Annotated in this window: 12 protein-coding genes and 2 tRNA genes; 3 read left to right on the top strand and 11 right to left on the bottom strand. The window is 43.5% G+C overall.

Annotated features, from left to right (window positions below; genetic code table 11):
* Positions 1 to 22 precede the first annotated feature (22 nt).
* The 9 genes from nusA to rlmE form a co-directional block, all read right to left on the bottom strand.
* The gene (gene nusA / locus AACV20_RS07565) at positions 23 to 1,510 is read right to left on the bottom strand and encodes a transcription termination factor NusA (protein WP_013857618.1); all 1,488 of its coding nucleotides are present in this window, start codon (positions 1,508 to 1,510) and stop codon (positions 23 to 25) included.
* 36 nt (positions 1,511 to 1,546) lie between these two features.
* Positions 1,547 to 2,002, bottom strand: coding sequence for a ribosome maturation factor RimP (gene rimP, locus AACV20_RS07560; protein ID WP_013857619.1), 456 nt, complete (start codon positions 2,000 to 2,002; stop codon positions 1,547 to 1,549).
* Between the two features lie 210 nt (positions 2,003 to 2,212).
* Positions 2,213 to 2,289 (bottom strand) — tRNA-Met (locus tag AACV20_RS07555).
* 54 nt (positions 2,290 to 2,343) lie between these two features.
* Positions 2,344 to 2,427 (bottom strand) — tRNA-Leu (locus AACV20_RS07550).
* 26 nt (positions 2,428 to 2,453) lie between these two features.
* On the bottom strand, positions 2,454 to 2,789 hold the full coding sequence (secG, locus tag AACV20_RS07545; protein WP_010318534.1) for a preprotein translocase subunit SecG: 336 nt from the start codon (positions 2,787 to 2,789) through the stop codon (positions 2,454 to 2,456).
* A gap of 263 nt (positions 2,790 to 3,052) precedes the next feature.
* Positions 3,053 to 4,393, bottom strand: coding sequence for a phosphoglucosamine mutase (glmM, locus tag AACV20_RS07540; RefSeq protein WP_017045391.1), 1,341 nt, complete (start codon positions 4,391 to 4,393; stop codon positions 3,053 to 3,055).
* A 22-nt stretch (positions 4,394 to 4,415) separates the two neighbouring features.
* Positions 4,416 to 5,246: a dihydropteroate synthase gene (gene folP / locus AACV20_RS07535; RefSeq protein WP_170907063.1), complete on the bottom strand. Its 831-nt coding sequence runs from the start codon at positions 5,244 to 5,246 to the stop codon at positions 4,416 to 4,418.
* 58 nt (positions 5,247 to 5,304) lie between these two features.
* Positions 5,305 to 7,254, bottom strand: coding sequence for an ATP-dependent zinc metalloprotease FtsH (ftsH, locus tag AACV20_RS07530; protein ID WP_170907062.1), 1,950 nt, complete (start codon positions 7,252 to 7,254; stop codon positions 5,305 to 5,307).
* Positions 7,255 to 7,352: 98 nt separating this feature from the next.
* A complete protein-coding gene (rlmE, locus tag AACV20_RS07525; protein WP_170907061.1) occupies positions 7,353 to 7,982 on the bottom strand; it encodes a 23S rRNA (uridine(2552)-2'-O)-methyltransferase RlmE in 630 nt (209 codons plus the stop codon).
* A gap of 119 nt (positions 7,983 to 8,101) precedes the next feature.
* Here rlmE and yhbY point away from each other — a divergent pair, with 119 nt between their 5' ends.
* On the top strand, positions 8,102 to 8,398 hold the full coding sequence (yhbY, locus tag AACV20_RS07520) for a ribosome assembly RNA-binding protein YhbY (protein WP_010318529.1): 297 nt from the start codon (positions 8,102 to 8,104) through the stop codon (positions 8,396 to 8,398).
* 88 nt (positions 8,399 to 8,486) lie between these two features.
* Here the strand turns inward: yhbY and greA are convergent, their stop codons facing one another.
* On the bottom strand, positions 8,487 to 8,960 hold the full coding sequence (gene greA, locus AACV20_RS07515; protein ID WP_013857625.1) for a transcription elongation factor GreA: 474 nt from the start codon (positions 8,958 to 8,960) through the stop codon (positions 8,487 to 8,489).
* A gap of 553 nt (positions 8,961 to 9,513) precedes the next feature.
* On the opposite strand from greA, the gene ompU reads away from it, so the two are divergent.
* On the top strand, positions 9,514 to 10,509 hold the full coding sequence (gene ompU / locus AACV20_RS07510) for a porin OmpU (protein ID WP_017049782.1): 996 nt from the start codon (positions 9,514 to 9,516) through the stop codon (positions 10,507 to 10,509).
* A gap of 99 nt (positions 10,510 to 10,608) precedes the next feature.
* Positions 10,609 to 12,051 carry a serine-type D-Ala-D-Ala carboxypeptidase gene (dacB, locus tag AACV20_RS07505; RefSeq protein WP_170894990.1) on the top strand — a complete coding sequence of 481 codons (1,443 nt, stop codon included), beginning with the start codon at positions 10,609 to 10,611 and terminating at the stop codon, positions 12,049 to 12,051.
* Here the strand turns inward: dacB and AACV20_RS07500 are convergent.
* Positions 12,030 to 12,875: a magnesium transporter gene (locus AACV20_RS07500; protein WP_064624449.1), complete on the bottom strand. Its 846-nt coding sequence runs from the start codon at positions 12,873 to 12,875 to the stop codon at positions 12,030 to 12,032. The two genes, dacB and AACV20_RS07500, sit on opposite strands and share 22 nt — an antisense overlap.
* Positions 12,876 to 13,333 lie beyond the last annotated feature (458 nt).

Genomic DNA, 13,333 nt, shown 5'->3' with positions numbered 1-13,333 from the left:
CGCTCTCTCCCCTTGCTGAGAATTATTCTTCTTCGCTAAACCAACAAATATTGCGCGCTGCCATGATCAATTGACCTGCACGCTCTTCTGTTAAACCTTCAATATTTTCGAGGTCATCAATACCTTGGTCAGCAAGATCTTCTAATGTGACTATGCCTTTCGCTGCGAGTTTAAAGGCCATTTCACGCTCTAAACCTTCTAGTGCGAGCAGATCTTCTGCTGGCTCTAGCCCTTCAAAAGACTCTTCTTGTGCTAGCGCAATCGTGGTCAACGCATTCTTCGCGCGAGTACGCAATGCTTCGATGATATCTTCATCTAGGCCGTCAACTTCAAGTAGCTCAGCAACTGGCACATAAGCCACTTCTTCAAGCGTTGAGAAGCCTTCTTCAACCAATAACTCAGCGAAGTCTTGCTCGATATCGAGGTACTTCATAAAGTTTTCAATAGAAGCCATCGATTCTTCTTGATGTTTTTTCTGTAGATCAGCAACCGTCATAACATTCAATTCCCAACCAGTCAGTTGAGAAGCGAGACGTACGTTTTGACCATTACGACCGATTGCTTGCGCTAGGTTATCCGCTTCAACAGCAATATCAATTGAATGCGTATCTTCATCCATGATGATCGATGCAACATCTGCTGGTGCCATTGCATTGATAACAAATTGAGCTGGGTTATCATCCCAAAGAACGATATCAATGCGCTCACCGCCGAGCTCACTCGATACGGCTTGAACACGTGCTCCACGCATACCGACACACGCGCCCACAGGGTCAATGCGTTTGTCATTGGTTTTGACTGCAATTTTCGCACGCGAACCCGGATCACGAGCCGCGGCTTTCAATTCAATCAGCTCTTCACCGATTTCTGGCACTTCTACACGGAATAGCTCAGCGAGCATTTCTGGTTTTGAACGAGTAATGAAGAGTTGGAATCCGCGCGCTTCAGGGCGTACAGCATATAGCAGACCACGAACTCGGTCACCTGGACGAAAGTTTTCACGCGGTAGCTGGTCATCACGTAAAATAACCGCTTCAGCGTTATTACCTAAATCCAGAATAACCGAATCACGGTTTACTTTCTTAACAACGCCAGTAACCAACTCACCTTCGTTATCAATAAACTGTTCGACGATTTGCGCACGTTCAGCTTCACGCACTTTTTGTACGATCACTTGTTTTGCTGTTTGTGTTGTAATACGGTCAAAGGTCACTGATTCAATTTGATCTTCAATATATTGACCAAGTTCAGCTGTTTCGTCGTCGTATTTAGCTGCATCGTATGAAATTTCTTTTGTTGGATGTTCAACATTTTCAACGATTAACCAACGGCGAAAAGTTTCAAACTCACCCGTTTTACGGTCGATAGCAACACGTACATCGACTTCAATTTCATGTTTCTTCTTTGTTGATGTGGCAAGCGCAGTTTCAAGCGCCTCAAAAATACGCTCACGAGGTACGGCCTTCTCGTTCGAAACCGCCTCAACTACCGCTAAAATTTCTTTACTCATTTAATCTAGCCTCTTAAGCTCTTTTCTCTAGGAGAACTAAAATTTAGGGATCAGGTTAGCTTTAGAAATATTGCTTAGCGCAAATAGTTCTTCTTTCCCATCAACGCTAATTGCAACGGTTTCGCCATCAATAGAATGGATAATTCCTTTCCATTTGCGGCGGTTGCCGACACCCATTTTCAAAACGATGCTGACTTCGTGACCAATAAACTGTTCATAATGCGCTGCTTTAAAAAGTGGTCTCTCTAAACCTGGTGAAGAAACTTCTAGGTTGTAAGCCACAGAAATTGGATCTTCAACATCGAGCACAGCACTCACTTGATGGCTCACTTCTGCGCAATCATCAACGTTAATACCGTTTTCATGATCAATATAGATGCGTAATGTTGAGTGCTCTCCGGCACGAATAAATTCTAATCCAACTAACTCATAACCTGATGCCGCTACTGGAGCGTCAAGCATTTCAGTAAGTTGTCTTTCTAAACCAGTCATTTAAACCACTCCAGAAACAAAAAAAGGGCACAGAGCCCAATTTAAATTCCAAGCAACTATCTGAAAATCTCATACTTGAGAAACTCAGATAACAAAAAACCCCGATTAGTCGGGGTTTTTTGTTGCTGGACCCTGATGATTGAGAATCTAAATTCTCAATTGCAGTGAGGTTGACACTGCACAAACTTGCATCCAAAACCCAAAAAGAATTGGTTGCGGGGGCCGGATTTGAACCGACGACCTTCGGGTTATGAGCCCGACGAGCTACCAAGCTGCTCCACCCCGCGTCCGACTTGCGAGCATTATACGCTCTATCAAGTGATTTACAAGTTTGTAAATAATGGTGCCGAGAGAGGGACTCGAACCCTCACACCTAAGGCGCTAGCACCTCATGCTAGTGTGTCTACCAATTTCACCATCTCGGCAATTATTTGTACTTATCTAAGATAAGTTATTGCGGGATTTCGTCACCAGATTTTACTGGAACGTCACTCGCTGTATCCGTAGTTTGCTCAATCACTTGACCTTTAGTTGGGTCAATCCATTGTGATTCAGTTTTATGCGTAGACAAATTGCCCAATGCCAAACTAAGAATGAAGAATACGGTTGCAAAAATTGCAGTCATTCGGGTTAGGAAATTTCCTGAGCCACTAGCACCAAACACAGTGTTTGACGCGCCAGCACCGAAAGAGGCTCCCATATCTGCGCCTTTACCTTGTTGAATTAACACTAGGCCAATGATACCAAGCGCTGCCAACAGGTAAATCACAAGTAGAACTGTAAACATTACTTCCACCTATGTTCCAAATAGTTGAGCCAGCGCCGTTCTTATCAACTGACTTGAACAAGGCTAGCGACCTCCTCAACGAAGGCGGACGCAATACTAACGAATGCATCCCATGCTGACAAGGAGTATTTTATAAAAAAATGGAGTTTATGCTTCAAGCGGTTAAAAAAAGGGCAACAACACCCTATGTGTATAGCTAACCATAAGATTTCAAGCCGAATTACGGTCATGAAATCCTAGGTTAACTCATATTATTTTTCTGGTTAGCAATTATCTTTAACCGCTTGAGCTATCTTTAATGCTGAATTTTTTACTAGCTCAGCATCTTCCCCTTCCACCATCACGCGCAATAAAGGTTCAGTACCTGATTTACGCAAGAGCACTCGACCTTGGCTACCAAGTTCCGCTTCTACGGCAGCTACAGCTGCTTTTACCGCTTCGGCTTCTAATGGGTTGGAATCACCACTAAAACGTACGTTTTCTAAAACCTGCGGGTAAAGCGTCATGCCTTTAGCCAGTTCATTGAGCGACATTTCACTGCCCACAACGGAAGCAAGAACTTGCAACGCCGCAACAATCGCATCACCCGTAGTCACTTTGTCTAGCAGTATGATGTGCCCTGAATTTTCTGCGCCAATTTTCCAACCTTTTGCCAGCAATTTTTCCATCACATAACGGTCACCAACCGCCGCTCGCACAAAAGGGATACCTAACTGCTTTAAGCCGTTTTCCATACCAAGGTTTGTCATTAGCGTTCCAACAACACCACCTTTTAATTCTCCACGTCTCAGGGCATCACGGGCGATGATATAGGCAATTTGATCTCCATCCACTTTATTGCCAAGCTCATCAACCATAATTAAGCGATCGCCGTCACCATCAAATGCCAGCCCTAAATCTGCTTTTTCTGCCACAACGCGCTGTTGCAACGCACGGACATCCGTTGCTCCAACTTCGTCATTAATATTCAGACCATCTGGCTCAACCCCCATTGCTATCACTTCAGCGCCAAGTTCCTTAAAGACATTAGGCGCGATGTGATAGGTGGCACCATGAGCACAGTCAACGACGATTTTCAGCTTTGATAAATTCCATTGCGATGGAAAGGTACTTTTACAAAACTCGATATACCGCCCTGCAGCGTCGACCATACGTGAAGCCTTACCAAGTTCGGCAGACTCGACACACTCAATCGGTTTATCCAATTCAGCTTCGATCTCCAATTCAATTTCATCAGGTAATTTAGTCCCTTCGGATGAGAAGAATTTGATGCCGTTATCGTAATAAGGGTTATGCGACGCTGAGATAACGATCCCCGCTTCTGCACGAAAGGTTTGAGTCAGGTAAGCAACAGCTGGCGTCGGCATAGGTCCGGTAAAAATCGCCTTTAATCCTGCAGCGGCTAAGCCCGCTTCTAGAGCCGACTCAAGCATATAACCTGAAATACGCGTATCTTTACCAATAATGACTTTTTTCGTGCCTTGTTTTGCCAATACACGTCCAGCCGCCCAGCCAAGTTTTAATACGAAATCGGGAGTGATAGGATACTGTCCAACTTTACCGCGGACACCATCTGTACCAAAGTAACGTCTTTTGTCAGACATGATTTTTCCTTAATGATTATTGTTAACTATTTTGAATAATGGTTTGTACTATTTTCATTGCTTCAATGGTTTCGTTCACATCATGGACACGAATAATCTGTGCACCTTTCATTGCAGCTACAGCCGCGCAGGTAACGCTCGCCACCATACATTCAGCTGGTTTTTTATTGAGTATTTTAAAAATCATTGACTTACGAGACATCCCAGCCAATATCGGCAAACCTAGTTGATGAAATGCGTCTAGATGTGCAAGCAGATAATAATTATGCTCAATGGTTTTGCCAAATCCAAAACCGGGGTCGAGGATAATATTTGCACGCGCGATCCCTGCGCGCTCGCACGCTGCGACTCGATCTTCTAGAAAGAGCTTAACATCCGCTAACACATCTTGATAATGTGGGCTGGTTTGCATCGTTCGTGGCTGGCCTTGCATATGCATGATACAGACAGGCACTTGTGCTTTAGCCGCAACCTCTAATGCCCCCGGCTCTTGCAGTGCACGAACATCATTAATCAAGTCAGCACCAGCCTCAACCGCCTGACGCATCACTTCAGCTTTACTGGTGTCAATTGAAATCCAGACGTCATACTTTGCACGAATAGCTTTAATAATAGGAATAACACGAGATAATTCGTCATCGAGAGTCACTTCTGGAGCCCCCGGCCGAGTTGACTCCCCTCCAATATCAATAATGCTGACACCTGCGGCAATCATTTTATCGGCATGCTCTAGTGCCAAATCTAGCGCGTTAAATTTTCCACCATCGGAAAATGAATCCGGTGTCATGTTCAAGATACCCATGACATGAGGACGATCGAGGATAAGTGTCTTTGTTGGGGTTTGAATCTTCATTTTGCTCTAAAACACAAAAACCCCGAGAAAGCTCGGGGTTTAATTTGAATATTAACGATTACTCAGCATCTTTCTTTTCTGAGGACTCAGTGGCTACTTCGTCTTCTGCTGCTGGCTCTACTTTTGGCTCTTGAGCTTTTTCCGCTTCCGCTTTTTCTGCTTGAGCTTTGGCTTGATCAGCCCAACCTGCAGGTTCGCGAATCTCGGTTTTACGCTCCATTAAGTCATCAATTTGGCCTGCATCAATCGTTTCGTATTTCATCAAAGCATCTTTCATTGCATGCATGATATCCATATTTTCTTCAAGGATTTTACGCGCACGATCATAGTTGCGGTCAATAATTTTACGAACTTCGTCATCAATCAACTTAGCAGTATCTTCAGACACATGCTTAGTTTGAGTCACGCTGCGCCCTAAGAAGACTTCACCTTCATCTTCTGCATACAACAATGGGCCAAGTTTTTCCGAAAAGCCCCATTGAGTAACCATTTTACGAGCAATGGCTGTCGCACGTTCGATATCGTTTGATGCACCAGTTGAAACGTTTTCTGGGCCGTAAATTAACTCTTCCGCTAAACGACCGCCATACAAGCTTGAAATCATAGACTCAAGATGCAGCTTCGACATGCTAACTCTGTCTTGTTCAGGCAAGTACATCGTTACACCTAAAGCTCGACCACGTGGAATAATCGATACTTTATAAACAGGGTCATGTTCAGGTACCAAACGACCAACAATGGCGTGTCCTGCTTCATGATAAGCTGTTGATGCTTTAGTTTCTTCAGACATCACCATCGAACGACGTTCAGCACCCATCATGATTTTGTCTTTTGCTAACTCAAACTCAACCATTGAAACATTGCGTTTGTTACCGCGAGCAGAGAATAACGCCGCTTCGTTCACTAAGTTCGCCAAATCGGCACCAGAGAAACCCGGTGTTCCGCGAGCAATCAATGAAGGTTCAACATCACCAGCTAAAGGTACTTTGCGCATATGAACTTTCAAGATCTGTTCACGACCGCGAACATCAGGTAAACCGACCACCACTTGACGGTCAAAACGCCCCGGACGCAGCAATGCTGGGTCTAAAACGTCTGGACGGTTAGTTGCCGCAATGACGATAACGCCTTCATTGCCTTCAAAACCATCCATTTCAACCAACATTTGGTTTAAAGTCTGCTCACGCTCATCGTGACCACCGCCGACACCAGCACCACGTTGGCGACCTACCGCATCAATCTCATCAATAAAGATGATACAAGGTGAAGCCTTTTTCGCTTGCTCGAACATGTCACGAACACGAGATGCACCGACACCAACAAACATTTCAACGAAATCAGAACCAGATATAGTGAAGAACGGTACTTTCGCCTCACCAGCAATTGCTTTGGCCAGTAATGTTTTACCTGTACCAGGAGGACCAACCATCAAAACACCCGTTGGAATTTTACCACCCAGTTTTTGGAAGCGACTCGGATCACGCAAGTAATCCACAAGCTCTTTCACATCTTCTTTCGCTTCGTCACAACCAGCCACATCACCGAACGTGGTTTTGATTTGCTCTTCACTCATCATACGAGCTTTGCTCTTACCAAATGACATGGCACCTTTGCCACCGCCACCTTGCATTTGACGCATGAAGAATATCCAAACACCGATCAGTAGGATCATTGGGAACCAAGAGATAAAAATGGTCCCGAGCAAACTTTGCTCTTCTGGTGGTGTACCTTGTACTTTAACGTTTTGATTAATCAAATCATCAAGCAGTTTTTGATCGTACACGGGCATGTAAGTTACATAGCGAGTACCACCGCCTCTACGAGTAAAGGAAATTTCACTATTGTTAAATTGAGCTTCTTGAATCTGGCCTTGGCCAACTTCCTGTACGAACGTGGTGTAATCCACTGCTTTGCCGTTACTATCATCAGGGCCAAAGCTCTGGAATACCGACATTAAAACGACAGCTATAACTAGCCACAGAATTAAATTTTTTGCCATATCACTCAAGGTGTAAGCCTCGCGATAACTAATTGTAATTAAAGGTAGGGTACTACAGTTTGTAACCTGTAGCCATATGTTAACTTATGCCTTGTACAGCAAAAACGTTAACCTTTGTAACCAGTGGCTACAACAAAGACTTCTCTTGAGCGAGCTCGCGAAGAGTCTGGTTTTCTTATTTTCACGACTTTAAACAGGTTTCGAACTTCTTTGACATAATCATCAAAGCCTTCTCCCTGAAAAACCTTGACCACAAAACTACCATTTGGAGTAAGAACTTGTCGACACATATCTAGAGCTAGTTCAACCAAATACATTGCCCTTGGCTGATCAACCGAATTATTTCCGGCGATGTTAGGTGCCATGTCTGACATCACTACATCAACCATATCAGGCTGTATACGATCTAATAGTGCTTCCAGTACGACCTCTTCACGAAAATCGCCTTGTAAGAAAGCAACGCCAACAATAGGATCCATCGGCAAAATATCACACGCGATCACTCGGCCTTTATCACCGACGATACCCGCTGAATATTGAGACCACCCGCCGGGAGCCGCCCCTAAATCCACAACAGTCATTCCTGGCCTAAGCAGTTTATCTTTATTTTGAATCTCTTCTATTTTGAAAATAGCACGCGAACGATAACCTCTCTTTTTGGCTTCATTCACGTATTTATCATCAAAATGTTCTTTCAACCAGCGACTAGAGCTGGCCGAATGCTTCTGTTTACTCATTCGATTCCTAACTGAAATGTTTCCATCCAAGAAAGTATGGTAGAAAATATAGTCTTCAGGGATAGATGGCGTTAAAATAGCTTTTTTCAACCCTTATATTAAATAAAATTGGCCGCATAATGAACCTAAGCACCAAACAAAAGCAGCACCTTAAAGGCCTAGCACACAGTTTGAAACCTGTTGTACTGATGGGCGCGAATGGACTCACTGAGGCTGTTCTAGCGGAAATCGAGATTGCCCTCAACCACCACGAACTGATCAAAGTGAAAGTAGCATCCGAAGATCGCGAAACTAAGCAGTTGATTATCGATGCTATCGTGCGTGAGACTGGCGCAGAAAAAGTACAAACCATTGGTAAGATTCTCGTACTATTTCGTCAAACCGAGCAACGTAAAATCGAGATCCCTCGTAAGTAATCAGTCGCGTTATCGACGCTCTGACTCTGATGGATACAGACAAAAAAAGGTCGCACACTGCGACCTTTTTGATTGTTGTTGAAATGAATTAGAGGTATTCAACTTTATCGATTTCGAAATCTTTATCACCACCAGGAGTGGCGATAATCACCTCATCACCTTCCATTTTACCGATCAAACCGCGGGCAATCGGTGAGCTGACAGAAATGCGCCCAGATTTAATCTCAGCTTCATCTTCACCCACAATCTGGTAGCGTTTCACTTCATCAGTATCACTGTCAATCAATGTCACTGTTGAACCAAAAATCACTTTGCCTGTATTTTCCATTTTAGTGATATCGATCACCTGAGCAACAGATAGCTTATATTCAATATCACGAATTTGAGCCTCACAAATACCTTGCTCTTCTCGAGCAGCGTGATATTCCGCATTTTCTTTTAGGTCGCCAAGTTCACGTGCGGTTGCAATAGCTTGGGTAATTTGTGGACGTAATTTTAGCAGCCTATCTAACTCTTCGCGCAGCAATTGTTCACCACGAACTGTCATTGGAACTTTTTCCATTTTATACCTCTAATGCCAAAATTCGTATTTGGGCAAAACAAAACTACCCAACACAACAAAGGTTAGGTAGTACATGGATTAACATAGTTGCTAATCAGTGTAATCAAACTTCGTGACTAAATCATCTTAAATCACACGTGACCCCTGTCAGGTTTCTGTGAATGAGTTTGGGGGAAAGTGATAAAAAACAGACACAAAGCTCATTTTCACGAATGTTTTTGCACAAAAAACCGACCCACTTCACTAAAAAAAAATAAAAAACAAACTATTCAGACCAGTTGATAAAAACCAATAAACCAAATAAAAAACAAAGACTTGATATTTATTTACACAAAATAAAACGGTGTTCATAAACCTGTTTTATATCATTTTACTAACTAATTTCGGAACTTAAGAGTAAAAAGTAGAACACGAAATGCTAGTAACGTTTGGTTGTACGTTAGTGAAGGTTTACAAAACCCAACCTATGCAACTCAATGTTCAAAAGCACTCGAAGGACGATATAGACGTCGCAAATAAAAATATTTATGGACAGTAAATTAGGACTAATAAGATGAACAAAACTCTGATTGCTTTAGCAGTATCAGCTGCTGCAGTAGTAACTGGTGTAAATGCTGGTGAGCTATACAACCAAGACGGTACATCTCTAGAAATGGGCGGCCGCGCAGAAGCACGCCTTTCTCTTAAAGATGGCAAAGCGGAAGATAAAACTCGCGTACGTCTAAACTTCCTAGGTAAAGTAGCGATCAACGATAGCCTATACGGTGTTGGTTTCTACGAAGGTGAATTTACTACTGCTGACGACGGTAAAGCTGACCAAAAAGGTGATTTAGAAAACCGTTATACTTATGCTGGTATCGGCGGTAACTTCGGTGAAGTAACTTACGGTAAAAATGACGGCGCGCTAGGTGTTATCACTGACTTTACTGATATCATGTCTTACCACGGCAACTCAGCAGCGTATAAAATCGCTGTAGCAGACCGCGTAGACAACATGGTTGCTTATAAAGGTCAATTTGCTGATCTAGGCGTTAAAGCAAGCTACCGTTTTGCTGACCGTCAAGAAAGCACGTCTGCAATCACAGACAACAATGCAGATGGCTACTCTCTATCAGCTATCTACGCAATCGGCGACACTGGCGTTAAGCTAGGTGCGGGTTACGCAGATCAAGATACAGCAGCGAATGCGTCTTCTGATCAATACATGCTAGCAGCGTCTTACGCTATCTCTGATTTCTACTTCGCTGGTACTTTTGTTGATGGTCAAGACAAAGCAGCAAATAGCAAAACAGATAAAACTGGTTATGAGCTAGCAGCAAAATACACTATGGGTCAAGCTGTATTCACTTCTACTTACAACTACCTAGAATCTAAAAATTCTGGCAATAAAGCAGATGAAGCTGATAACTTTGCAGTTGATGCAACTTACTTCTTCAAACCTAACTTCCGTTCGTACATCTCTTACAACTTCAACCTACTTGATTCAGACAAAGTAGGTAAAGCTAAATCTGAAGACGAACTAGCACTAGGTCTACGTTACGACTTCTAATTCTTGGCTTAATGTCATAGATTTAAAACGCCTGCTTGCTAGCAGGCGTTTTTTTATCTCGCTATACTGTATGCACACTCCGCCCTGAAATGCCGTGTTATGCTCTTATTAAACCGCAGTGCTTTTTTATTCATACTCTCATTCTTCCTTCCTTTATCGACTTTGGCGTATACGCCTTTGCAAACACTGCCACAAGGTACTCGGGTGGGTTTATTCGTTCACTCTTTAGCCACTGAACAGGTTTTTCAAGATACTGATAACATACAAGCGCTTTTCCCTCCTGCCAGCACTTTAAAAATGCTCACCGCGCTTGCCGCCACGCTAGAGCTTGGCGAACAATTTCGCTTCACGACTCAACTAACTCAACATGGCGATGACATTGTTATTCACTTCTCTGGCGACCCTACGTTAACCAGCCAAGATATGAAGCAGCTACTCAGCGAGCTAAAAAAACAGGGCATCTCACAAATAAAAGGCAACCTTTGGTTAGATAATTCAGCCTTTTCAGGTTACGACCGCGCGGTTGGATCACCTTGGGATATTCTGGGGGTATGCTATAGCGCCCCATCAAGTGCAATCACTCTGGATGGTAATTGTGTGCAAGCCTCTATTTATACGCAACCGAACGGGAAAACTCGGGTTTATGTGCCTGAGCACTATCCCATTCACGTGACCAGCTACGCAAGAAGTGTCACTAAGACTGAACAAGAGAGCGCTCGCTGTGATTTAGAACTGCGTACTTCAGAGCAGAACCATTACCAGCTCGACGGCTGTTTGGCCGAGCGAACACAACCTCTGCCACTAAAGTTTGCCGTGCAAGACCCAAACTTATACGCCACACGTATGATTTATAAGCAACTCAAACAAGTGGGCATTGAATTACTAGGCGAGGTTAAGCTGGGTGTAAAGCAAGATGAACTGAGCATAGAAAAGGGTTCATTGATAGCAACACATCAATCTATGCCACTGTACCCGTTGTTAGAAATGATGCTTAAAGAGTCTGACAATTTGATTGCTGACAGTTTAACCAAAACACTTGGCCAGCATTTTTTTATTCAACCCGGCAGTTTTAGTAATGGCACCGAGGCGATCAAGCAGATCCTTTTTTCTCGAACAGGCATCAACTTGGCACAAGCTCAGTTGGCTGATGGTTCGGGTTTATCACGTAACAACCGCCTGTCAGTACAAAATATGGTGGATGTGCTGAATTACATTTGGATTAATAATCAAACCCTTAAGCTTATTGACATCATGCCTAAAGCCGGTGAATCCGGTACCTTACAGTACCGACGTAGTATGCGTGGCCAAGCTATACAAGGGCAGCTAATTGCCAAAAGTGGTTCGCTTTATGGAACGCATAACATGGCGGGCTTCGGTTTAGATAAACAAGGAAAACCGAGTACATTATTTGTTCAATTCATCACTGATTATTATCCGCAAGATCAAGGCGATAACACTAGTGTTACCGCCCCGATTGCTCAATTTGAGACGCTCTTCTTTGAAGATGTCGTTAAGTTCAGTCAGCTCAGTCCTAATGAATAATTCACCACGTTAAAGTAGATCCACATACCCGAAATATCGACGATAGAAGCCAGTACAGGGCTAACTAATACCGCAGGATCTAATTTAAAAACGCGCGCAGCAATGGGTAATAAGCCACCAATCGTCGTAGAAATAGTGACTTGGATAAAGAGCGCAACCGCAATTGCAAACGCAATGTTTTCTAGTGGAAAGCCTCCGGTTGAGTTGGCATCACTAAACAACATAATGCGAGCCACCATCACCGCAGAGATAGCCAACGCAAGGCAAACCGCAACACGGCACTCCTTCCACAATACACGCAACCATTGGCGTTTGCGTAACTCACCAACCGCTAACGCGCGCACGACTAACGTCGCAGCTTGCGAGCCAGTATTCCCACCTGCAGCGGCAATAACAGGCATATACACAGCTAAGAGCACAAGCTGACTCAATGTATCTTCATACTGGGTAATAATCAGCCCGGATACGATACCAAGTAGTGCCAATACAATAATCCAGCCAATACGCTGCTTCACATGTTCAATCACGCTAGTGGTTAAATAGCTTTGCGCCGTTTCAACTTCTGAGTAAATAAACCCCAATTGGTTAGCGTAATGGCGAGCGCGAATGTCATAGCCCCCTTTATCTAATTCACTGAGTAGTTGCTGAACATAACCAATAGTACAGTGACGTAAAATCGCCACTGCCTCTTCGATAGGCATCACTGCCAATAAATGTACCTGTTTTTGCTGTTCGTACTGCAAAAATGCATTACGAGCCGCACCAATCTCTTCTAAAGAAAAGTTAGGTGAATTTTCAATATAAATGTTGCTCATTACCGTCATGGCGAATCTCCCGATTGGCAAAGGTAACGACCATCGAAATGATACCCAAATGCAATATATTCATGAGCAATGACGTCATTGTTCATCAATGTAATTCACAGATAAGTTTTCATTTCAAACTAGAGAGCAGGAGAAAAATCGAGAGGAGTAAATCAGAAAAGATAAGCCCTACCACTGAAGGTAGGAGCGAAGATCGCCAATACCGAAAGCGGTTATTTTTCTCCCTTCATACTAGGGGGATGGTCGGTATTGTTCATAAAAATCTCCGAAAGTACTGCTCAATTAGCAGTGCGCAAATTGTACCAAAGCCTTTGGCGAAATACACTCTGATCTTTGCATCCAATGCGTTCCAATTTCACACATACCCAACCACACCATTCAGATTGAAGATTTTAATATGCCAAGATCAGGCCCAGCAAAAAAGCGCCCTTAGGCGCTTTGATGAATAGACGGTTCAC

The organism is Vibrio sp. B4-6, from assembly GCF_963888245.1.
Taxonomy (GTDB): Bacteria; Pseudomonadota; Gammaproteobacteria; order Enterobacterales; family Vibrionaceae; genus Vibrio; species Vibrio anguillarum.
Note: the sequence above shows the minus strand (reverse complement) of the source record. Positions and strands in the feature narration are given on the sequence as shown.

Bases quoted from the DNA above. Each gene is read 5' to 3' on its own strand.
- nusA (WP_013857618.1), bottom strand. From the start codon at position 1,510: ATGAGTAAAGAAATTTTAGCGGTAGTTGAGGCGGTTTCGAACGAGAAG.
- rimP (WP_013857619.1), bottom strand. From the start codon at position 2,002: ATGACTGGTTTAGAAAGACAACTTACTGAAATGCTTGACGCTCCAGTA.
- secG (WP_010318534.1), bottom strand. From the start codon at position 2,789: ATGTTTACAGTTCTACTTGTGATTTACCTGTTGGCAGCGCTTGGTATC.
- glmM (WP_017045391.1), bottom strand. From the start codon at position 4,393: ATGTCTGACAAAAGACGTTACTTTGGTACAGATGGTGTCCGCGGTAAA.
- folP (WP_170907063.1), bottom strand. From the start codon at position 5,246: ATGAAGATTCAAACCCCAACAAAGACACTTATCCTCGATCGTCCTCAT.
- rlmE (WP_170907061.1), bottom strand. From the start codon at position 7,982: ATGAGTAAACAGAAGCATTCGGCCAGCTCTAGTCGCTGGTTGAAAGAA.
- yhbY (WP_010318529.1), top strand. From the start codon at position 8,102: ATGAACCTAAGCACCAAACAAAAGCAGCACCTTAAAGGCCTAGCACAC.
- greA (WP_013857625.1), bottom strand. From the start codon at position 8,960: ATGGAAAAAGTTCCAATGACAGTTCGTGGTGAACAATTGCTGCGCGAA.
- ompU (WP_017049782.1), top strand. From the start codon at position 9,514: ATGAACAAAACTCTGATTGCTTTAGCAGTATCAGCTGCTGCAGTAGTA.
- dacB (WP_170894990.1), top strand. From the start codon at position 10,609: ATGCTCTTATTAAACCGCAGTGCTTTTTTATTCATACTCTCATTCTTC.
- AACV20_RS07500 (WP_064624449.1), bottom strand. From the start codon at position 12,875: ATGACGGTAATGAGCAACATTTATATTGAAAATTCACCTAACTTTTCT.